This window comes from Burkholderia sp. BCC0419, from assembly GCF_902830285.1.
Taxonomy (GTDB): Bacteria; Pseudomonadota; Gammaproteobacteria; order Burkholderiales; family Burkholderiaceae; genus Burkholderia.
Map to the genome: position 1 here is coordinate 124,189 of NZ_CADESR010000001.1, position 21,675 is coordinate 145,863.

Annotated in this window: 18 protein-coding genes, 1 pseudogene and 1 riboswitch; of the genes and pseudogenes, 7 read left to right on the forward strand and 12 right to left on the reverse strand. The window is 63.5% G+C overall.

The window, feature by feature from the left end; translation table 11 throughout:
* Positions 1-5: 5 nt before the first annotated feature.
* Complete coding sequence (locus tag HWW87_RS00555) at positions 6-1,358, forward strand: ATP-binding protein (protein WP_175818823.1); 1,353 nt, start codon at positions 6-8, stop codon at positions 1,356-1,358.
* Positions 1,359-1,512: 154 nt separating this feature from the next.
* Positions 1,513-1,616: riboswitch (SAM-I-IV-variant riboswitch) on the forward strand.
* A 42-nt stretch (positions 1,617-1,658) separates the two neighbouring features.
* The gene (locus tag HWW87_RS00560) at positions 1,659-1,979 is read left to right on the forward strand and encodes a hypothetical protein (protein WP_175818824.1); all 321 of its coding nucleotides are present in this window, start codon (positions 1,659-1,661) and stop codon (positions 1,977-1,979) included.
* Positions 1,980-2,668: 689 nt separating this feature from the next.
* Here HWW87_RS00560 and HWW87_RS00565 read toward each other — a convergent pair.
* The 3 genes and pseudogenes from HWW87_RS00565 to glmS form a co-directional block, all read right to left on the reverse strand.
* Complete coding sequence (locus HWW87_RS00565) at positions 2,669-6,676, reverse strand: hypothetical protein (RefSeq protein WP_175818825.1); 4,008 nt, start codon at positions 6,674-6,676, stop codon at positions 2,669-2,671.
* A 258-nt stretch (positions 6,677-6,934) separates the two neighbouring features.
* Positions 6,935-7,084 (reverse strand): annotated as a pseudogene (locus tag HWW87_RS00570) (IS256 family transposase); the annotation flags it as partial.
* 167 nt (positions 7,085-7,251) lie between these two features.
* On the reverse strand, positions 7,252-9,081 hold the full coding sequence (glmS, locus tag HWW87_RS00575; RefSeq protein WP_175818826.1) for a glutamine--fructose-6-phosphate transaminase (isomerizing): 1,830 nt from the start codon (positions 9,079-9,081) through the stop codon (positions 7,252-7,254).
* A 156-nt stretch (positions 9,082-9,237) separates the two neighbouring features.
* Between glmS and HWW87_RS00580 the strand changes: the two genes are divergently transcribed.
* Positions 9,238-9,729 (forward strand): Lrp/AsnC family transcriptional regulator, encoded by a 492-nt coding sequence (locus HWW87_RS00580; RefSeq protein ID WP_006479823.1) that lies wholly within the window; start codon positions 9,238-9,240, stop codon positions 9,727-9,729.
* Positions 9,730-9,758: 29 nt separating this feature from the next.
* On the opposite strand, the gene panB is transcribed toward HWW87_RS00580, so the two are convergent.
* A complete protein-coding gene (gene panB / locus HWW87_RS00585; protein ID WP_175818827.1) occupies positions 9,759-10,613 on the reverse strand; it encodes a 3-methyl-2-oxobutanoate hydroxymethyltransferase in 855 nt (284 codons plus the stop codon).
* A gap of 78 nt (positions 10,614-10,691) precedes the next feature.
* Here panB and HWW87_RS00590 point away from each other — a divergent pair, with 78 nt between their 5' ends.
* Positions 10,692-11,510, forward strand: a complete 819-nt coding sequence (locus HWW87_RS00590) for a helix-turn-helix transcriptional regulator (protein WP_175818828.1) — start codon at positions 10,692-10,694, stop codon at positions 11,508-11,510.
* Between the two features lie 13 nt (positions 11,511-11,523).
* Here the strand turns inward: HWW87_RS00590 and HWW87_RS00595 are convergent, their stop codons facing one another.
* On the reverse strand, positions 11,524-12,057 hold the full coding sequence (locus HWW87_RS00595) for a methylated-DNA--[protein]-cysteine S-methyltransferase (RefSeq protein WP_175818829.1): 534 nt from the start codon (positions 12,055-12,057) through the stop codon (positions 11,524-11,526).
* Positions 12,054-13,523, reverse strand: coding sequence for a DNA-3-methyladenine glycosylase 2 family protein (locus HWW87_RS00600; protein WP_175818830.1), 1,470 nt, complete (start codon positions 13,521-13,523; stop codon positions 12,054-12,056). The genes HWW87_RS00595 and HWW87_RS00600 overlap by 4 nt, the downstream gene beginning before the upstream one ends.
* Before the next feature lie 322 nt (positions 13,524-13,845).
* On the opposite strand from HWW87_RS00600, the gene HWW87_RS00605 reads away from it, so the two are divergent.
* Positions 13,846-15,138: an MFS transporter gene (locus HWW87_RS00605; protein WP_175818831.1), complete on the forward strand. Its 1,293-nt coding sequence runs from the start codon at positions 13,846-13,848 to the stop codon at positions 15,136-15,138.
* Positions 15,139-15,216: 78 nt separating this feature from the next.
* Here HWW87_RS00605 and HWW87_RS00610 read toward each other — a convergent pair whose 3' ends face one another.
* On the reverse strand, positions 15,217-16,320 hold the full coding sequence (locus tag HWW87_RS00610) for a LacI family DNA-binding transcriptional regulator (protein WP_175818832.1): 1,104 nt from the start codon (positions 16,318-16,320) through the stop codon (positions 15,217-15,219).
* A gap of 70 nt (positions 16,321-16,390) precedes the next feature.
* Between HWW87_RS00610 and HWW87_RS00615 the strand changes: the two genes are divergently transcribed.
* Positions 16,391-17,224 (forward strand): NAD(P)-dependent oxidoreductase, encoded by an 834-nt coding sequence (locus HWW87_RS00615; protein ID WP_174431924.1) that lies wholly within the window; start codon positions 16,391-16,393, stop codon positions 17,222-17,224.
* 110 nt (positions 17,225-17,334) lie between these two features.
* Here the strand turns inward: HWW87_RS00615 and HWW87_RS00620 are convergent, their stop codons facing one another.
* From HWW87_RS00620 to HWW87_RS00640, 5 genes are all read right to left on the reverse strand, one after another.
* Complete coding sequence (locus tag HWW87_RS00620; protein WP_208449921.1) at positions 17,335-17,562, reverse strand: hypothetical protein; 228 nt, start codon at positions 17,560-17,562, stop codon at positions 17,335-17,337.
* 52 nt (positions 17,563-17,614) lie between these two features.
* The gene (locus HWW87_RS00625) at positions 17,615-17,923 is read right to left on the reverse strand and encodes a hypothetical protein (RefSeq protein WP_175818834.1); all 309 of its coding nucleotides are present in this window, start codon (positions 17,921-17,923) and stop codon (positions 17,615-17,617) included.
* A gap of 647 nt (positions 17,924-18,570) precedes the next feature.
* A complete protein-coding gene (locus HWW87_RS00630) occupies positions 18,571-18,891 on the reverse strand; it encodes a DUF1330 domain-containing protein (RefSeq protein WP_175818835.1) in 321 nt (106 codons plus the stop codon).
* A gap of 159 nt (positions 18,892-19,050) precedes the next feature.
* The gene (locus HWW87_RS00635) at positions 19,051-19,746 is read right to left on the reverse strand and encodes a hypothetical protein (protein WP_175818836.1); all 696 of its coding nucleotides are present in this window, start codon (positions 19,744-19,746) and stop codon (positions 19,051-19,053) included.
* A 130-nt stretch (positions 19,747-19,876) separates the two neighbouring features.
* Complete coding sequence (locus tag HWW87_RS00640) at positions 19,877-20,335, reverse strand: MerR family transcriptional regulator (RefSeq protein ID WP_175818837.1); 459 nt, start codon at positions 20,333-20,335, stop codon at positions 19,877-19,879.
* A 77-nt stretch (positions 20,336-20,412) separates the two neighbouring features.
* Between HWW87_RS00640 and HWW87_RS00645 the strand changes: the two genes are divergently transcribed.
* On the forward strand, positions 20,413-21,645 hold the full coding sequence (locus HWW87_RS00645) for an NADH:flavin oxidoreductase/NADH oxidase family protein (RefSeq protein WP_175818838.1): 1,233 nt from the start codon (positions 20,413-20,415) through the stop codon (positions 21,643-21,645).
* The last annotated feature ends 30 nt before the right edge of the window (positions 21,646-21,675 follow it).

The window sequence follows — 21,675 nt, forward strand, 5'->3', positions numbered from 1 at the left end:
CCGCCATGTTCCGTCATTGGATCCTGCGCCTGTCGACACGTCTGTGGGTGACCAACGTCGCCGCGTTCGCCATCAGCCTGGCGCTGCTGTCCGCGCTTTCCGTCTATTTTCTGGATCGATATCCCGAGTTCCTGGGAGGGCGCCAGCAGATGGAAAGCATCCGTCATATCGTGGCCGGGATGCGTTTCGATGCGGCCGGGCGCCCAGCGTCCGTGCGATTGGGCGAGCATCCGGCAGTGATGTTCCGACTCTTGCCGGCCGACGTGAAGTATCGCGTGCTCGATGCGACGGGGAAGGTGTTGCTGGCGTCGATGCCTTCGAGCGAAGATCGACCGTGGCTGACGGAGGACCTCGCGACGGTGGCAGGCAAGGTGCTGCCCACCACGATCGACGGCAAGGCGTACGCGGTCGCGACGCAGCGCGCGTTGAACGGTAGCGTCGTCTATTACGTGCAGGTGGCGCAAAGCAGGCAACTCGTCGATGCGCTCGTCAGGACGCGGATCGATCCGATACCGAAGACCGTCGCTTATGTGCTGGTCATCGCGACCGTCATTTTCGGACTGACGCTGCCGTTGACGATCGGTCACGTGCTGAAGCCGTTACGGGAGGTATCGCGTGCCGCGCGGGAAATCGAGCCACGCAACCTGAAGACGCGGCTGTCGTCGGCCGGGATTCCCAGCGAGATCAAGCCGCTGATCGATGCATTCAACGACGCGCTGACCCGGCTCGAGAACGGCTTCGCGGTGCAGCAGCAGTTTCTGGCCGACGCTGCGCACGAGTTACAGACACCGCTCACGCTCGTCAGAGGGCAGATCGAGCTGCAGCCGGACATCAGCCAGAAGGCGCTTTTGCTTCGCGAGATCGATTTGATGGCCCGGCAGGTCAAGCAACTACTGCATCTGGCTGAAGTCAGCGAAGCGCAGAACTTCAATTTCGGCGACGTGAGCGGTGTCGACGTCGCGCGAGATGTCGTGAGCCTGCTGGCCGGCAAGGCCGATGCGAAGCAGGTGACGCTTCATATCGAAGCGCGCGACTCCGCGTCGCCGATACGCGCGGATAGCGGGGCGCTTTTCATCCTGCTCAAGAACCTTCTCGAGAATGCGATCAATGCGTCGCCGTCGGGCGGTGTCGTCGTGCTGACCGTTCTCGAGACGGTGATTCATGTTGAAGACGAAGGGCCGGGTATTCGGCGGGAACATCTGCCGCTGCTTTTCGACCGATACTGGCGGGCGCCGGATTCGCGCTATGACGGTGCGGGCCTCGGGCTGGCAATCTGCAGGGAGATTGCCGTGGCTCATCAATGGAAGCTGACGGTTGATGTGCTGATGACGGGGACGCGGTTTAGCGTTTGGTTTTAGTCTGAGGGGTGGTTGTGCGTGGCCGGGGTTCCCGGCGGTAAGAGGGCTGGATCGGAGCGGCCATCCCGGTCGGAGCGTGGTTTTCCCGGGGCGCCTTGTCCGATGTCGAATTTTCGGTATAATGAACCCACGTTCGGAATGTCGAACGTGAGAAATCAAGCATCCAGAGTCGGGTCATCCGACGCCAACCTGCCCTCCCGGGCAAGGTGGACGCCCTTGGGGCGATGCGGCCGATTGACGGCAACGAAACGGGAGCAGCATGGCTGGCACCGGTTCGATAACCATTCATCCGGAGCAACCATGAGCCAAGTTTCCTCCGCTTCCCGCCCGACGGTCTGTGAAGACTGGTCGCACTTCCTTCCCGGTTTCACGGTGACGCATACGGTTCATCTCGTTTCGAGACGGATTCCGGGCATCGTTTCGACCGCGGAGGCCGTACTCGAAGGTGAAACCGCCACGGTCGACCGTTGGGCCATCACCCGCTGTGGTGACGTTCTCGAACAAAAGATCGTGCTCGGCGAAATGACGGAAGGGCAAGCGGTTCGGCTGCGCGAACGGCTTGCGGCGCTGGAGGGGGTGCTCCGGACGAGGGTCGAGCATCATTTCGTGCGGGCGGGTTAAGCCGCCGTCGCAATGAACCGGAGAGCGGCCGTTAGACGACGCGTTCGCGTCGACGTGCCGCGAATCCGAGCTTCCCTTCGAACGCGTGCGCGCCCTTTTTTGCCTGAGCGCAGCCAAGAATGAGCTATGTGGCGGCCGCGTGTTAGCGAACGACTACCTGAACGGAGTCATCGAGTGGAAATCATCGTTGAGACGTATGTGCCCTCTGGCGAATCTTCGTCGGCAGGCTTGCGCGTGAGGCCACTTCCTGGGCAGGGGTAGACCCAAAGCTCAAAGTCGAGTGCAGTCGGTCCATGCGGCAACAATATCCGGCTGGCTCGTTGTTCCGGCTTACGGTGAAACTGACTGACCGTGAAAGCACACAATTTCTGTACGCTGCACCATGCAGCGCCGTTTGAGCATGTAAGCCGCGAAGAAGCGAAACGATTCATTTCGACCATATTCGGCACTTGACAAGTCGAAGCGCCCGCATGGGAAAACGCAAATGATGTGGCAGACTATCGGTTACGTGCTATGGGCCACGCCATTGAGCAATAGGGAGAGGTTTTCTCGCAGCCAGGCGATATGCCGCGAGCGGGACGATTACTCGGGAGCGAAAATTCGTTGAAGCTCAAGAGTTCTCGGTGGCTTCTATACCGACGAGGAGGCGCAGGACTCTCGTGGGGGCGCGCGTGGGTCGACTCGCATAGTTAGTCTGACTTGGCTACCTCATTGACCCGATACATACGTCGGGTGCAACAGTACACGGGGGTAACGTTGAGAGAACGCGAAACAAGCTCGTCCACCGTTTGCCCTTTCGCCAGACGGCGAGCTTTAAATATTGACGCGGAGAGAAAACGCCGCCAAAGAGCTTGGTCTTCTGCAATCTTCGGTGCCTCCACCGGATGGGCTCGCTTGGGATCAAACCCGGTATTCACAATCTGGGCAATGCGCAACTCGATTGAAACATGAACGCGGTCGGCGTCTGCGTCCCCACGCGCGAACAGCAGAGGCACGAAGGTTTCGATAATTCGACGTAACGCAAAAAGCGTTGCACCAGCCACCGCCATGCGGTTGAGCGACTCACCGACGAACAGCACAACGCTTCTCCAGTCAACAGAGGGGTTGGCAATATATTTCAGTAAAGCACGCATCGCAAAATGTTGGAAGTCCATCGGCTGCGACAGTAGCCAAATGAAATCTATCGCGTTTATTGCAACGTGCGACCGACGCTTGACAAGGCTCGTAAATACAAACTGCGCATACTCGCCGGTTGAGCACAAGCCGGCGTTACCTGCGGCAGCGATGTATACCTGTGGCCAAACTCCTTTGATGCCGCCGACGATATTGGCCAGTTCCCGAAGACGACCGTCGAGCGTAAGGAGGACAGCATTCTTCTCCAGAGCAAGAAGGAGCGCATCGTATGACTCTTCGTCGATTAATTCGCGGAATTTTAGAAGGTTGGGCGGTGGGTCCTCGACTCCGTAGACAGGAACAACTTGGCAGTATTTTTCCACACACTCGCGCAGGCGAACGAGATACGCGCGCTGTTTCTCATGATAGGCGTCGTCGAGTTCCGTCAGAACGATACGACCATTTTGCTCTGCCATATTCGCTCTGCTCTTGTTGCCTTCTTCCTCTGAGATAAGGTTGTCGAGGACGCCTGATGCCGAGGCGGCAAGATATACAGCGGAACTGTAGCTCAATACCTTCTCAAGACCCACCGCCACCAGCTCGTTCACAGTCGCAAGGTCAACTACCAAGGCTTGGTCTCTATCCTTCAGATGAGTCTCAGCCTCCAGACGCTCTCTGGACGTTCCGTTGCAGACATACAGATTTGTTTCAACGCTCTGGGGCCAATCTCCAGACACCACGGCGGCCGATGTTCCTAAGAGTTTGGCCACAATACCCACGGTGGCCTGGCCGCGCTGATACGCATCAAACACGTCGCGTACGCGGTCGCTCCGTTGTTTGAGCATTTCCAAAATGCGTGAGAGGTCGTATTCGCCATCGGGGGTTTTATGCAGGTCCACGGATGTCAGACTTCCACTCTTCCCGACCGATTTGCGTATGAGTTCCTGCGCAAGGTGCGCCAACCAGCGGAAAGACGACGTGATGCCGGAGATGAGGTATTCCTGTGGAGCGCCTATCCCGTCGGACACAACGACTATGCCACCGACACGCTCTCCATTGAGCGACTCGAAAACTGGCGAAGACGTCGAGAAAAAATTGCTAGCGTCCGACACCTTACCAAGCCCGTCTGGGTCGACGACTACGGTCTTGGTCTCACCAAGCTCATCCGCAAGCGTGACAGCGCAGCCGCTGGAAACCAGTGTGGGCTCGGGCGGCATGCTCTCAGGTGGCAACATGAGGATGTGACTGAGGTAGGCCGATGCTGCTTCCGTGCTGTTTAAGGCCTCCCGGAAAGCGAGATACAAGCGCTTGAAGCCTCGCTCCTGGGCGCCGAATTCGATTTCGAGCCGAGCCAATTGGGTTCGATACCGAAGCGGGCCCTCCAGCATCAGGGGAATATCCTGTGAGAGGAATTCGCGCAAAGCGCCGGCGCGCTTTTGGGCGATGAAGACTGAGGCCCTGAATCCCCAAGCGTCTACGCGCTGAGGATGCGCCGCTAGATGCAGTTCCGCCAGCTTAGACAACTGTTCCCAATCGCCTGCGTCACGCGCTAACTCCACCGCGTCCTCTCTGACGCTTGAGTCTTCGAGTGCGGTTTCCGGGAAAGAGTTGAGCATTTGCAGCGCGCGCTTTCTCGAGCCACGCTGAACCAGTGCGCTGAAAAGTAACCGGTGAGGCTCGCTGAAATACCCTGCCGGAAGCCGCTTTTCGAGGGACGAGACGACGTCGTCGAATCGATTCGCAAAGAGGAAAAGCTGCGCAGACATGACTACATCGCGTGTCGGAGTCGCGGCTGTAATGTCTTTGGACAGCGCTTCAATCGCCGCGTCAGCCCATGGCATTTGCTCACGCTTCGCAATAGTTAGTGCTGTGACTTTCGCGCTAGTCGACTCCAATTCTTGTACGCTCGCCTCGGTGAGGGCACCCGCCAGTTCCGCAGTCTTACCTTGCCGAGCAAGAAGGAGCCATCCGAAAGCTTGAACGTCTTCAGGGTAACGCTTGCCTTCCTCCTCTTCATTCAACGCGCGTACAACCGCTTCGAAAACTGGCGCATCGCCACGTCGTGCGGCCATCTCAGCGACAATAAGCCGGCCCTCGCTATCGAGGTTGGCGATGTTTTCCTTGCCGAAATTGAAGGCATCGTTACCTGACCCGGCGCGGAAGCAACTCTCAAGGCAAACCCGTCCAAGCTGACCGTCGCAGGGGAAACGCTTCACAGCTTCAAGCAAGACTTCACGCGCTCGGTCGGCACGGTCAACCATCATGTACGCATAACCGAGGCAACCTGCGGCCTGACTCAGCGAATGAACGCTCTGCCTGCTCCACAAGACCTTGTCGACTGGTTCGAAAGATGGAATTTGCTCCGCCAACGAGGCTTTAATCGCGGGCGCGATGATGCCGTTGCTCGCGAGGACGCCGTCTTCCGTTGCCTCGTTGACAGTCGCAAGCAGCCTTAGGGCGTTGACTTCAAAACTCCGGTCTCCCTTTTGCTGGGCAGCGGCAGCCAACCGACTTGCTTCAGCAAAGTCACCAGCAAGGACTGCAAGCCAAGCGAAGACGTGCAAGACGTCTGCTGACTCCCGCATTTCAGGTGGTACTGCCTTCCATTGCGGCGTTGTGCCGCTTCTGTCACTCGCTTGCGCCCAAGCAGTGAACACTCCTTCCGACGCGGGAAAGCGTTGACGCAGTTCGTCACCGAGAGTTAGCGCGGCCGCGAAATCCTCGAGGAGCAGCTTGCCTCGGATAGCGTTGCCGGCAATCTTCTCGTCATCTGGCGTGAGGCGATAGGCGGCAGCGAATTCTTCGGCGGCCGCGGCAAAATCATGCTTCTGCCAGTAGCAGTGAGCGCGTTGGGTATGCCAGCGGGCGCGTTGATGAATGTCGAGAACAGTCAGGTCTCTTCCGAGAATGCTGAGATTGGCGAGCGCGTCATCGAACTTGCCGGCAAGCAACTGCGCCTTTATTCCGTCGAGCTGCGCGTCCATCACCTTATCGAGAGAGCCTGCACGAGCCTCCGGGATGGCCCGCGCCAACGATTCGGCGGATTGGAACATCGTCCGCATTTCGCCCGCGAACTTCTCGAAGGTGACCTGTTGGTCAGTGAAGGCCTGACGTTGTTCCCAAAAAGCTCCTCCCGGCATGTGCGGAGCGAGCATGGTCTGCAGTCGAGGAAACCGCCGTACGTAAGACTCAAGCGTGTCCCAAAAGGCGACGCTGACGCGGAATTTCCCTTCCGCGTCCCGAGCGTCTGACAAGATCGCTGCGTATTCGACCAGCGCCACATCATTGGGCGCAGTGGTCGCGATAATCAGTTCTTCGATTTTTACGTTACCACGGTCCGCGAGTGCGACTTCCTCGTCAACGATTTTGGTCGTCAAGGAGCCATACGTCTTCCGCTTGCACTGCACCCCGTAGCGTTTCTCCTTGCGCATCGCGAAGATGTCGACGCCGTTCTGTTTTTGCCCGGAACGTCCGTTCTTAATCGCAGTAGGGTCGTCAAAAACCTCGCTGTAGACTGTAAGGCAGAAGTCCTCGAAATCTTCGGCCGTGCGAGGCGGCTGTACTCCGGTGCTGTACGGAATCATGGGCCCTTATAACGCATATTTATCTGGTTAATCTTACCGCGCTTCGTTGCAAACTGGGAGGTATCCGCGCTCGAAATTGTCCGGGCGGGCTTTAATATGCTGCAGCAATTCCGGCGGCTTCACATGAAGCCGCCAATTGTCTCAACTGAGCGTCGAGAATTCAGCGTGCGCGTGCCGGAACTCGTTCAATATTACATCGTCTCCAGTTTTGCTTTCCATATACGCGATAACTTCGCTGGCGCACGAGGCAGGGGCGCCGCCCAGCGCTCGCTCGATCAGCGCCTTCTTGAGCGCCAGCGTCGCGGCATTGATGGCTTCTGCTGTCATCGGACCGTTGCCAAACTGCTCAAGCAGTTCGGCCGGAATTGCCGGCAGCTCCACCGGCTGGGCCTTCGGTTTGCGAGGCATAAACTCTCCTTGAGAGCATGTTATGCCTTAAACACGAAATTCCTGACTGGCCCGTTTTCGATGTAAAAACAACGGCTTGGCACACAATTATCTCAAAATAGGTGAGAAGCCTTTGCGTGTAAATACTTTTAATCCGGATTGCCAATGGAAAGGGTAGAGGCGCCCCCTCACTCCACCGTCACCGACTTAGCCAAATTCCTAGGCTTATCAATATCCGTCCCCCGCGCCAACGCCGCGTGATACGCGAGCAGTTGCATCGGCACCGTATGCAAGATCGGCGACAACGGCCCGTAATACTCGTTGAGCCGAATCACCTCGATCCCTTCACTCGGCACCAACCCGCAGTCCACATCCGCGAACACGAACAGCCGCCCATTCCGCGCACTGACCTCATGCATGTTCGACCTGAGCTTCTCGAGCAGCATGTCATTCGGCGCAACCGCGATCACCGGCATTTCATTGCTGACGAGCGCCAGCGGCCCATGCTTCAACTCGCCGGCCGGATAAGCCTCCGCATGAATATAGGAAATCTCCTTCATCTTCAGCGCGCCTTCCAGCGCGATCGGATAATGCATCCCGCGCCCGAGAAACAGCATGTTGTCGCGTCGCGCGAGCAACTCCGACCAAGCCATGATCTGCAGTTCCAGCGCGAGCACCTTCGACATCGCATCGGGCAGATGCCGCAGCGCGCGCAGATGTTCCTTTTCTTCATCGTCACTCAACCGCCCGCGCACCTGCGCCAGTGACAGCGTCAGCAGGAACAGCGCAACGAGCTGCGTCGTAAACGCCTTCGTCGAAGCCACGCCGATCTCGATCCCCGCACGCGTCACGAACTGCAGCGCACATTCGCGCATCAGCGCACTCGTCGCGACGTTGCAGATCGCGAGCGTATGCATCATCCCGCTGCGTTTCGCGACATGCACGGCCCCGAGCACATCGGCCGTCTCGCCGCTCTGCGACACGGCAACCACCAGCGTGCGCGGATTCGGCACGCTGTCGCGATAACGAAACTCGCTGGCAATCTCAACGCTGGCTGGCAGCTTCGCGATGCTTTCGATCCAGTACTTCGCGGTCAGCGCCGCGTGATAGCTGCCGCCACACGCGAGCAGCAGCACCGAATCGACGTCATTGAACACACGCCACGCGCCGTCGCCGAACAGCTCGGGCATGATCGACGAAACGTCGAGCAGCGTATCGGCCACGGCCTGCGGCTGCTCGAAGATCTCCTTCTGCATGTAGTAGCGATACGATCCGAGATCGGCCGCGCCGCTATGCGCGGCGACGCGTTGCACCGCGCGCTCGACGCGCTGGCCGTTCGCATCGACGATCCAGTAGCGATGCAGTTGGATATCGGCGACATCGCCGTTCTCCAGGTAGGCAATGCGATCGGTGATACCCGACAGCGCAATCGCGTCGGACGCCAAAAAATTCTCGCCTTCACCGACCCCGACCACGAGCGGCATCCCGTCGCGCGCGCCGACGATCCGGTGCGGCTCGTCGCGGCACATCACCGCGATCGCATAGCTGCCGCGCAGTCGCGCGACCGCTCGCCGTACCGCGTCGAACAGGTCGCCGTCGTACAGGTGATCGACCAGGTGCGCGATTGCCTCGCTGTCGGTCTGGCTCGCGAACACATAGCCGTGCGCCTGCAGTTCCGCGCGCAACTGGTCGCAGTTCTCGATGATCCCGTTGTGCGACAGCGCGATGCGTGCGTTGGCGTCGCTCGGCGAGAAGTGCGGATGTGCGTTGAGCGTGACGGGCGCGCCATGCGTCGCCCAGCGCGTATGCGCGATGCCCGTGTAACCGGACAACGCTTGCTCGGCGATCTCGCGCTGCAGGTTCGCGACACGATCGACGCTGCGGGCGCGCGCCAGCGCGCGGTCGCGGTAGACCACGACGCCGCACGAATCGTAGCCGCGGTATTCGAGCCGCTTCAGGCCGTCGACCAGGTTCGGCAGGATGTCCCGCTGGGCAACCGCCCCGACAATTCCACACATATCGCGCTCCGTAAATGTCCTGTCTGGATCAGTGAGAGCGATGGTAGAACCATTGAAATGGAATTAAATTTCAAAAAATGGCAACAAGTGAAATGAACGGTAGATCATTTATCATGTTGAAATTAAATTTCACCCGCTAACCGGAAGGAGTGGCCGATGGCCGGCATCACCCTCGACGATCTCGACCTGCGCATCCTCGCGATCCTTCAGGACGACGCCTCGGTGTCCAACCTGCAACTCGCCGAGCGCGCGCTGTCGTCGCCGCCCACCTGCATGCGGCGCGTGCGGCGGCTGACGGAGGCCGGTGTGATCCGCCGGCAGGTCGCGGTGCTCGACCCGGTCGCGATCGGCACGGCCGTCACCGCGCTGATCGAGATCAGCCTCGACCGGCAGACGGCCGAGGACTACGACGCGTTCGAAGCGTACGTGTGCGCGGAGCCGGCCGTCACGCAGTGCTATCGCGTGTCGCCGGGGCCCGATTTCGTCGTGATCGCCGATCTGGCCGATGTCGCCGAATACGACGAATTCGCGCGGCGGCTCTTCACCGGTGCGTCGAACGTCCGCAACGTGCGGACGTTTTTCTCGACGCATCGCGCGAAATTCGAAGCGAACGCGCGGGTCGCGCATGCGATGCGCAAGCGCACGTAGCGTGAGGTGACCGCGCCGTTCGTCCGGCATCACGCAGCGGCGGCCGCGTCCGCCAGTTGCAGCGGCTTGCCGTATCCGAAGCAATGCGCGGGCTCCGGAAATACGCGCTGCCGCACGTCGTGCGCGTACTGGCGGATCGCGTCGCGCATCACCGCATTCGCATCCGCGTAGCGCTTCACGAAGCGCGGCGTGTACGCATCGAACGCACCGATCATGTCCTCGGTCACGAGCACCTGTCCATCGCACGCGGGCGATGCGCCGATGCCGATCGTCGGGATCGTCAGCGTTTCGGTCAGGTGGCGCGCGAGCGCTTCGGCGGTGCCTTCGATGACGACGCTGAATGCGCCGGCCCGCTCGGCCGCGCACGCGGCGTCGAACACCTGCGCGGCCGAATGCGGGTCCATCCCCTGCGCGCGGAAGCCGCCCGTTGCGTTGGCCTGCTGCGGCATGAGGCCGACGTGCGCCATCACCGGAATGCCGCGATCGGTCAGGAAGCGGATCGTGTCGGTCATCTCGCAGCCGCCTTCGAGCTTCACGGCCTGCGCGCCGGTTTCGGCGAGCAACCGCGCGGCGGAGCGATAGGCTTGCGCGGGCGATTCCTGGAACGTGGAGAACGGCAGGTCGACGACGACGCACGCCTGCGCGGCGCCGCGCACGACGGCCGCCCCGTGTGCAATCATCATGTCGAGCGTGACGCGCAGCGTGTCGGGCATCCCGTACAGCACCATGCCGACGGAGTCGCCGACGATGATCACGTCGGCCACGTCGTCGACGAGTTTCGCCATCGGTGCGGAATACGCGGTCAGCGACACGAGGCTGCCGATGCCTTTGGTCGAGCGGATCGCGGTGACGGTCTTGCGGGTGATGCGGGTATGAGCGCTCATGTGCGGAAGCCGTGTGAAAAAGGGAGCCGCCACGGTAGCATCGCGCTCGTTCGCGCAATGACCTTCGGAGGACGTTTTATGCTGCTGGCGGGACAACCCGGCGACCCTTACGCGGTGCCACCGATGGCGCGCCTGCCGAGGCCGCTGTACGTGCGCGCATTCGGCATTCCCGGCAACGTGAGCGTCGACGCGCACAGTCATCCGTGGGCCCAACTGATGTATGCGACGAGCGGCGTGCTCGAGGTGTCGACGCCATCGGGCCGGCAACTGTTGCCGCCGCACTACGCGATGTGGATTCCGTCGCACGTGCCGCATGCGGTATCGACGCGCGATTGTGTCGCGTTCCACAGCCTGTATCTCGATGCAGCGATCGCGCGCAGCGACGCGAACGACGACTGCACGATTCTCTGCATGACGCCGCTACTGCGCGAACTGGTGATCGCGACCGGCGAATTGCCGGTGGACTACGACGAGGCGGGGCCGGACGGTGCGCTCGTGTGCCTGCTCGCGGACCGGATCGCCCGCATGCAGCCGGCGCCGCTCACGGTGCCGCTGCCGCGCGATCCGCGCCTGCTGAAAATCGCGCGTGCGTTGCATGCCGCGCCGGGCGATCCGCGCAGTCTCGACGAATGGGGTCATCAGGTCGGCGCGACGCGGCGCACGCTGTCGCGGCTGTTCCGGCAGGACACGGGGCTGTCGTTCACCGAATGGCGGCAGGCCGTGCGGCTGCTCGCGTCGCTGCCGCTGCTCGATGCGGGCGAGCCGATCGGCACGGTGGCCGCGCAACTGGGCTACGACTCGACGTCGTCCTTCATTGCGCTGTTCCAGGCGAAATTCCGCGTAACGCCCGGCGCGTACGCGAAGCGTGAAGCACGTCGGCCGCTGTTGAGCGCGTGACGCGCATCCCCCATCAGAACGCGAGGGCTTGCTGCATCGGATGATGGGCGCCGCGTGAGCGTTCCGCGCCTTCGAGCGACAGCAGCGCGCGCTTGCGCTCGATGCCGCCCGCATAGCCGGTCAGGCTGCCCGATGCGCCGACCACGCGATGGCACGGCACGATGATCGATACCGGATTGCGGCCGACCGCGCCGCCCACGGCGCGCGCGCCGCTCATCGGCAGCCCGACGCGTTCGGTGATGTCGCCGTACGACACGAGTTCGCCGAACGGAATCGCGAGCAGTTCCTTCCATACCCGTCGCTGAAACGCAGTGCCGCGCAGGTGGATCGGCACCGAGAACGTGTCGCGCGCGCCGGTGAAGTACTCGGCGATTTCTTCCGCGACCCGGCGTGCGACCGGCGACCTGGCGAGTGCGTCCGCGTCGTGCACGACCGCAAGCGGCGGGAAGTATTTCTGGCCGACGAAGTACAGGCCGGTCAGCACATCGTCCTCGATGCGCACGGCGATGTCGCCCAGCGGGCTCGGAATCAGGTGAGCGGGAGTCATCGCAGAGCGTCTCCATGAAGGCGCCACACATGCAGTGCGGCATACGCGCGCCACGGCGCCCAGCGCGCCGCGTGCGGCGCAGAGGACGGCAGGCGCGCGGGTTCGGTGCGGGCGGGCAGCCACGCTTCGTCAGCGGGGAACGCATTCGGCCAGGCCATCGCGCGCATCGCGACGTACTGCACCGCGCGTTCGTCGAAACCGGGCATTGCGCGCAACGCGGCGAGCGTCGCGTCGAGCGGAGCCATCGGTTCGAGCGCGAGCGTGCCGTCGTCGACGGCGCGGGCGAGCGACACGATCGCGCGTGCCGTGTCGTGCTTGATGCCGATCGTCTCGAGGGCCGAAGGCGGCAGCGCAGCCAGCGTCGCAGCACCGGGTAGAGCGTGCGTGAGGCCCGGCGGCGCGCCGTCGACCGAGTTGCCGAAGCGTTCCGCGAGGCGCGCGAGCAACGGCGTATCCGCGTGCGCCGCCGCAAGCTGCTCGCCCACGATTGCACGGATCGCGATCTCGAGGCCGTCGAACGCGCCGGGCACGCGCAGGCCCGGCGAGCCGTTCGCGAGATCGCCGAGATGCGCATCGATCACGTCGGGTCGGCTGTCGAGATCGAACAGCCGGCGCACGCGTGCGAGCACGGCCGGCACGACCGGCGTCAGCGCGGGCGACACGGTGACGGCCAGCGCGAAGCGCTGCGGCACGTGCGCGACGGACAGCCAGCCGGCCACGCGGCCGCCGTCGTTTCGATTCGGCAGTTCGACGATGCGCGCATAACCCTGCGCGTCGATCCGCTCGACGCCGTCGATCTGCCGCTGCGCGAGAAAACGCATCAGGTCGGCCCACGCGAATGGCGGCCGGTACGGCAGCGGGAAGGTCATGTCGCCGTCGGCCGATGTGCCGGCGCCTTTGCGCAGCCGCAACGGATTGAGGCCGTAGCGCTGCCGGAACAGGTCGTTGAAGCGCCGCACGCTGCCGAACCCGGCCGTCGACGCGACGACGGCCACCGGCAGCGCGGTATCGGTCAGCAGCCGCTTGGCCATCAGCAGCCGCTGCGTCTGCGCGAACTCGACCGGCGACACGCCGAACTGCGCGCCGAAGATCCGCCGCAGATGGCGTTCGGTCACGCCGACGCGCCGTGCGAGCGCATCGACGGAATGCGCGTTCAGGAAACCGTCGTCGATCAGCGTCGCGGCCGCGTCGGCGAGATTGCCGGACAGGTCGAGCAGCCCGTGGCCGGGCGCGAGCTCGGGGCGGCAGCGCATGCAGGGCCGGAAGCCGGCTTTCTCGGCTGCCGCGGCGGTCGGGTAATAGCTGCAGTTTTGCGCCTTCGGCGGCTTCACCGGGCAGACGGGGCGGCAGTACACGCCGGTCGTCGCGACGCCGACGAAGAACCAGCCGTCGAAGCGGCGGTTCCGCGAAAGCAGGGCGTCGTAGCAGGTGTCGGGATCGAGGCGCATGCGACGACTGTAAACCATCCTCGCCGTCAATTTTGGCTGGAATCGGACATGTGTCTCGCCGGCCGCGCGCCTGCCGCACCGCAGCAGGAAAATCAGGGGAAAAACGGTTAATGCCACTCTGCGAAACAGTCGTCTCTTTTGCCGTGACTAATTTGAGATGACTCATCGAAATCCCCGACTGACACGGCCCCGGCAGACGCCCTATCCTTTGAAAAACGTTTTCCAGATAGGTTGGTGAAAGGGCCGGTGCGTGAGCGCGCGGGCCGTTCGCCCCGGCGCCGGTCGCCGGTCAACGAACTTCGTGCGGCGCGACGGGCGCGACCGCGCATCGGAGACATTCATGCCCACTGCCGTCGTCGGCGCCGTGCGCGCGGCCGCCAGCCGCTACCGCTGGACCGTCTGTGCACTGCTGTTTTTCGCGACCGTCATCAACTACATGGATCGGCAGATCCTCGGCCTGCTCGCGCCGATGCTCCAGCACGACATCGGCTGGACCCAGGTGCAATACGGCCGCATCGTGATGGCGTTTTCGGCGTTCTATGCGCTGGGCCTGCTCGGCTTCGGGCGCATCGTCGACTGGCTCGGCACGCGCGTGTCGTACGCGGTGGCGATGCTGATGTGGAGCATCGCCGCGATGCTGCACGCGGCGGTCGGCTCGGTGATGGGCTTCGCGGCCGTGCGCGCGCTGCTCGGCATCGGCGAGGGCGGCAACTTCCCGGCGGCGATCAAGACGACGGCCGAATGGTTCCCGCGTCGCGAACGCGCGCTCGCCACCGGCATCTTCAACTCGGGCGCGAACATCGGCGCGGTGTTCGCGCCGGCGATCATCCCGGCGATCGCGGTGGCCTACGGCTGGCGCGCGGCGTTCGTGATCATCGGCGCGATCGGCATCGTGTGGCTCGCGGTATGGCTGGTGATGTATCGCACGGCCGACACGCGCGCGCTCGCCGCGGAATACGACGAGCCGCGCGACGAAGCCGAAGCGCTCGACGCGGCGAACGCGAACGCCGGCGCGCCGCGCTGGGGCGAACTGATCCGCAAGCGCGAGACGTGGGCCTTCCTGGTCGGCAAGTTCCTGACCGATCCGGTGTGGTGGTTCTACCTGTTCTGGCTGCCGAAGTGGCTCAACGAATCGCGCGGGATGGACATGCAGCACATCGGCTTGCCGCTCGTCTGCATCTATGCACTGACGACGGTCGGCAGCATCGGCGGCGGCTGGCTGTCGTCGATGCTGCTGCGCGCCGGCTGGAGCGTGAACCGGGCGCGCAAGACGGCGATGCTGATCTGCGCATGCTGCGTGCTGCCGATCGCATTCGTGTCGCAGGTGCAGAGCCTGTGGATCGCAGTACTGATCGTCGGGCTCGCCGCGGCCGCGCATCAGGGCTGGTCGGCGAACCTGTTCACGACGGCGTCCGACCTGTTCCCGCGCCGCGCGGTCGCGTCGGTGGTCGGCATCGGCGGGATGGCCGGCTCGATCGGTGGCGTGCTGTTCTCGGAAGTGATCGGGCAGGTGCTGCAGCGCACCGGCCACTACTGGGTGCTGTTCGCGATCGGCGCGTCGGCCTACCTGATCGCGCTGGCCGTGATGCACGTGCTCACGCCGAAGATGAAGCCTGCGAAACTCGACGCCTGATTGCGCATCGGCAAGCGAAAACGCCGCCCTCGGGCGGCGCTTCTTTTTGCTTCGGGGAAGTGACGCGTCGCGACCGCGTCAGCCGGCCGAGGCCGTCGATGCGCGCATGATCAGCCGCGGCTCGAACGTCGAATAGCTCGCGTCGGTGCGCCCGGCGAGCGCGTCGATCAGCTTCTGCATCGCGAGTTCGCCCATGTTCTCGTTCTGGATGTCGACGGTCGTCAGCGCGGGCGCCGCGTATGCGCCGTACGGCACGTTGTCGATGCCGGCGACGGACACGTCCTGCGGCAGCCGGAAGCCGAGCGACGCGGCTTCCTTCATGAAGCCCAGCGCGATCAGGTCGTTGTAGCAGATCACGGCCTGCGGGCGCTGCGGCCCGAGCATCACGCGCGAGCACGCGCGCTCGCCGGCTTCGGCGGTCGGCGCATGCGCATCGTGCACGTCGAGCGTGAGCCCCGCTTCGGCGAGGCAGTCGCGCGCGCCCTGGATCCGTTCGTCGTTCACGCGCGCGGTGCCGAAGCCGAGATACGCGATGCGCGTGTGGCCGAGGTTGAGCAGGTGGCGCGCAAGCATGTAGGTCGACAGCCGGTTGTCGATGCCGACGCTCGGAATCGGCAGGCCCGGGCTGCGACGCAGCAGCACGAGCGGCTTGTTGAGGTCGAGCATCCAGCCGGCTTCCTCGTCGGGCATCCGCGTGCTGACGATCAGCCCGTCGACGCGCTGCGCGAGCGCCTCGATCAGCGAGCGTTCGCGCGCCTGGCTCTCCTCGGTGTCGACGAGCAGCAGTGTGTAATCGTGCTGCAGCGCGACGCGGTTCGCACCTTTCACCACGTTCGTGAAGTGCGGGTTGCTGATGTCGAGGATCACGAGGCCGATGGTGCGCGTGCGGCCGGTGATCATCGAGCGCGCGAGCGGATTCGAACGGTAGCCGAGCCGCTCGATGGCCTCCTTCAGCCGTGCCTCGACGGTCGGCGAGAAGCGCTGCGTGCCGTTTACGTACTTCGATACCGTCGCGACCGACACGCCGGCTTCCGCGGCCACGTCGCGGATCGTCGAGGAAACTTTTTTCATCGGAAGGGTAACGTTTTCGTTCGATAACGCCGGATTGTGGCAGAAAAAGCCGGCGCGCAGATAGCCGTCGATATCGGGAAAGTGCGGATGGCTGCGAGCAGGTTCGACCATTGACGTTCGGCGCCGCGTCCGCGTATAGTTGGAAAACGTTTTCCGCTTTAGGTAGATTCAAGGAGATTCGATGAACGCCTCATCCACCGCCGCGCGCAAACCGTTCGGCCGCCTGCTGCTGACGGGCGCGGCCGGCAACCTCGGCCGCCAGTTGCGCGGCGCGCTGGCCGACTGGGCCGACGTCGTGCGCGTCAGCGACATCGCGGCGCTGGACGACGCGGCTGCGCATGAAGAAATCCGCGTGGTCGACCTGGCCGACCGGCCGGCCGTGATGCAGCTCGTCGACGGCGTGGACGCGATCGTCCACCTCGGCGGCATTTCGGTCGATGCGCCGTTCGACGATCTGGTCGGCGCGAACATCACCGGCACGTACAACCTGTACGAAGCCGCGCGCAAGCACGGCGTGAAGCGCGTCGTGTTCGCGAGCTCGAACCATGCGATCGGTTTCCATCCGGTCACCGAAGTGCTCGACGCCGATGCGCCGCTGCGCCCCGACAGCCTGTACGGCGTGACGAAGTGCTTCGGCGAATCGCTGTCGCGCTACTACTTCGACCGCTTCGGGATCGAGACGGTATGCCTGCGGATCGGCTCGTCGTTCGAGGTGCCGAAGAACCCGCGCATGCTCGTCACGTTCCTCAGCTATCGCGACTTCATCGAGCTCGTGCGCTGCTCGCTGCTGACGAACCGCGTCGGGCACGCGATCGTCTACGGCGCGTCGGACAACCCGGTGAAGTGGTGGGACAACACGAAGGCCGGCTTCCTCGGCTTCCGCCCGCGCGACAGCTCCGAGCAGTTCGCCGGGCTGTTCCCGGTGACGGCGCCGACCGCCGAGTACGACGATCCCGCGCAGCGGTTCCAGGGCGGCGGGTTCGTCGTCGGCGAGCCGATGGAGCGGAAGGCTTGAGCAGCACGGCCCGACGAGGGCCGCTTCATTGACGACGGATTTGCGGTTGAGGCCGTGCTCGATCAACTGAAAAACGCCGGGCCTCGAGAGTCGAGGTCCGGCGCATCGGATCACTTCTTGCCGTAGGTCGCGTCGTGATCGGGCTCGATCGTGAGGAAGCGGAGCGTATTGCCGTCACGATAGGCGGTCGCGCGACGCGCCTGCGTGATGCGTAGCGAATACAGCGCATCGATGCCGGCCGGCGGCGCTACACTCGTGAGCTTTTCCCACTTCAGCCCTTGGTCCCGGTACAGCTGGTCCCAGTTCAACTGCAGCAACTTCTTGAGGGTCGCGAGCACTCGTGACGCCTCCGTCTTGTCCAGGTCGACCCACTGACGCTGGAAGACCGGATTATTCAGATCTACCTTTACGACGTCGTTTTTCTTGTGCATGTCGCAGCTCTTCGAAAAGGGCGTCAGGGTCTGATTCGTGCGGCGGATTGGCTTGAGCCCACGCGAGTGCTTCCTGCAGGTCACGTTGGGCCTGAGGCGCATGCAGCCACGCTTCGTTTTCGGGGATCACGACGGCGGTGCGGATGAGCCACACACCCGGCTCGCGCTCTTCGATGAGCACTTGCCGGCCGGCGAATTCCTTGCCAAGCGAAATCTGACCGCTCGAACCGACGACCTTGACACTGGTCTTGTGTTCAAACGTGTTCATAGCCGGTTTCGTCCTAGTGATTTATTAAGTAGGCGCACGCTCAAGCTTCCCTCCTGTATGCCCAAACGGTGCGCGGCGTTTCGGCGGTTGACGACCTATAGTGTTTTGTTACGTTGACGCTGAAGCATCGGATGGTGCTTCGATTTGTATAAACAGGCACCGGCTAGTGCCTGCATTCACTATAGCACAATCGCACGATTGCACAACGGCATGAATGCATGATTGCGCGGCGGCGCCGAAGCGAGACCGCGGAAGGGGCCGTTGAGGATTGATCTATATGTATCACCGTAGACAACTTCATCGCATTTCTGCCACTGCACGTCAAACTTCGGAAAGTCGAGTTTCCATTCCCGCAGCGGACCGAGCAATGGCCCGTCTGGGGTGATGTCCCACTGCTGGCCATCCTGCTATCACTCAGAAAGAATCTCTATCTCACGGCCATGCGGCTGCACGGCCTGACTGAGCAATCCCCCGCGACCATCGACACAACCACGGATTTCGCATAATTAGGTCGAGCATGCCGGAAAAAAGATTTGTCTGATGAATGGCGCGTATACAGGCCATCTCGGCGTCGTTACTGGACTCATGATGGATGAAGGCGGAGCGCGAGGCGTCGTAAGCATCGCCTGCGTCGCCTGCATCGAGCCTCAACGCAGAATGTCGGTCGCCTTATGCCGTTCGTCGACGCCGTCGATCAGGATCAACGGGCCGCTCGCGTGCCGTGCGCGCAGCGGCTGGATCTGCCGGTACGCAGCCGATTCGTACCACGCGCGCGCCGTGTCGAGATCGGGAAACGCGATCGCGATCAGGTCGCCGCGCCACACGCCTTCGCGTACCTCCGGCCGTGCGCCGTGAATCACGAAATGGCCGTCGTACGGTGCGAGCGTGCCGTCGATGCGTTCGAGGTACTCGACGATGTCGTCGCACATCTCGACGTCGTGCAGGTGGGCGATGGCGTAGGCGGTCATGGCGGGCTCCTTGGCGTGATGCGGTGCGTGAGTCGATGGAGCCATGATCGCGGCGCGGGCGGCGCGCGTCGATTACCTGCGACGTAAGCAAATCGGGACAATCGTGCCGTATCGCACTTCAGCGACGACTGGCGCGCACCGTCGCCGGCCGTATTGCCATCAATGCTTGCGGCAAGCCGGATCACTTTCGCGCTGCTCCGCCGAATCGCACCAGTAACTCGGTCGCCACGCTTCGAATGTGACGGGCTTGGCCGCATTGGCGCGCGTGACGCGCACCGGGTCGGCCGTCAGCGCGTCGCCGCCCTGCTCATAGTTGAATCGCCAGTTCCGGAACACTTCGCGATGAAACACCCATGTGCGATGCGCAGCCTCGTAGCGAAAGGTCACACGGTCGCGCCAGTGGTTATGGCCTGCGAATACGCCTTGCTCGATCGTGAACGTGCGAGGCTCGACCGTGAGCGCATGGTCGGCGACGCCATCGAGATACGGGTCGTCCATGCCGCCTTCGTCGGCTTTCATGATCACGGTATCGTTGCGCGCGGCCAGCCGGTAGCGCCCGTCCTTGCCCTGCAGGAAGATCATCAGCGGACGCAGCGATGCGTTGCGCATCGAGTCGTCGGGGCGGTGCGCGACGACGACATAACCGTTGCGTGTGCTGTCGGTCAGTGGCCCGGACGCGGCATCCATCGCTTCGTAGCCGGCCGGAAGCTGCGCGACGATGTCGTCCGGCAGATCGGGTGTGTCCGGGCAAGCGAACGATGCAGGCGTGTCGGCGCACGTCCTGGCGAACGCGCCGCCGATGCCGAACGTCAGCAGCGCGGCGAGGAGACATCCTTTGATGCGGGGGATCGTCATGCGGATAGGGTCATGAGATTGCGCCACGGCAGCCGACGCATAGGCGTCGACCCGTCTCGCCACGGCGCGAATGGATGGATAGATGGACGACGCAGCGCAATCCCGCCGCGCAATCCCCCAATGCAATCGATCACGCACGCTTGCGCGCCGGCCGCACGACCGGCGTCGCCTCCAGCGGCTCGCTGGCCTGCTCGCACAGCCGGTCGAGCATCCGTTGCGCGGCGCCCGCGCAATCCTCGCCCGCCGGCTTGTTCTCGATCTCGTCGATCAGCGTTTCCAGATGCTGCCGGTTCTGCGCGAGACGCCGTTCGAGCAGCGCGATTTCGTCGACCTTGTGCCGCAGCGCGACGAGCAGTTCGTCGTGCGGCCATGCGCCGAGATCCGGCGGCAGCACCGCGCGGATCTCGTCGAGCGAGAAGCCCGCGCACTGCGCGCGGTCGATGATCGCGAGCCGCGTCAACGCTTCCGGCCCGTATTCCCGATAGCCGTTCGCCTGCCGGCGGGCCGGTTCGAGCAGGCCGCTCGCTTCGTAGAAGCGGATGCGCGACGCCGCAAGGCCGCTCGCTTTCGCCAGTTCGCCGATTTTCATGATGGGCTCCAAAAGGGCTTGACCTTAAAGTTGACTTTAAAGTTATCGTTGGCCATCGTCAATCGAGGATGTCCCCCATGAATCTGTTTGCGCCCCTCACACTGCCCAACGGGGCGGTGATTCCGAACCGTCTGGCCAAGGCCGCGATGGAAGAAAACATGGCCGATGCGGACCACGCGCCGTCCGATGCGTTGCTGCGCCTGTACCAGGCGTGGGCCGACGGTCAGGCCGGCCTGATCCTGACCGGCAACGTGATGGTGGACGGCCGCGCGATGACGGGGCCGAACGGCGTCGTGCTCGAAAGCGACACGCATCTCGACCGTTTCCGCCGCTGGGCGCAGATCGCCCGTTCGGGCGGCGCGCACGTGTGGATGCAGATCAATCACCCGGGGCGCCAGATGCAGGCGGCGCTCGGTCAGACGACGCTCGCGCCGTCGGCCGTGCCGCTCGCGCTCGGCGCGCTGTCGAAGCAGTTTCCGGTGCCGAAGGAAATGACGGCAGCCGATATCGCCGACGTGCAGCAACGCTTCGTGCGCGCCGCGCAGCTCGCGGAGCAAAGCGGCTTCACCGGCGTGCAGGTGCACGCGGCGCACGGCTATCTGCTGAGCCAGTTCCTGTCGCCGCTGACGAATCGCCGGCAGGATCAATGGGGCGGCAGCATCGAGAATCGCGCGCGCCTGCTGCTCGATATCGTGAAGGCGGTGCGCGCGGCGGTGTCGCCGGCATTCGTCGTCGCGGTGAAGCTGAACTCGGCCGATTTCCAGCGCGGCGGTTTCAGCGCGGACGACGCGAAGCGGGTGGTCGAACTGCTGAATCCGCTCGGCGTCGATCTCGTCGAACTGTCGGGCGGCAGCTATGAAGTGCCGGCGATGCAGGGCGAGGCGCGCGACGGCCGCACGCTCGCGCGCGAAGCGTATTTCCTCGAATTCGCGCGCGACATCACCGCCGTCGCGCGGATGCCGCTGATGGTCACGGGCGGGATCCGGCGTCGTGCGGTGGCCGAGCAGGTGGTGAGCAGCGGCGTGGCGATGGTCGGTATCGCGACCGCGCTGTCGATCGATCCGAACCTGCCGCGCGACTGGCGCGCCGGCAAGGACAGCGCGCCGGTGCTGCAGCCGATCCGCTGGAAGAACAAGGTGCTGGGCGCGCTGGCGAACATGGCCGTCGTCAAGTTCCAGCTCACGCGGCTCAGCGAAGGGCGCCGCACGCACCCGCGGGTATCGCCGCTGCGCGCGCTGGTGGGTCAGCAACTCGCCACGCAGTGCCAGACGCGGCGCTACCGGAAGTGGATGGCCGGCCCGCGTGCGTGACGGGCTGTTTCGGATTGGCAGTGGCCAGAC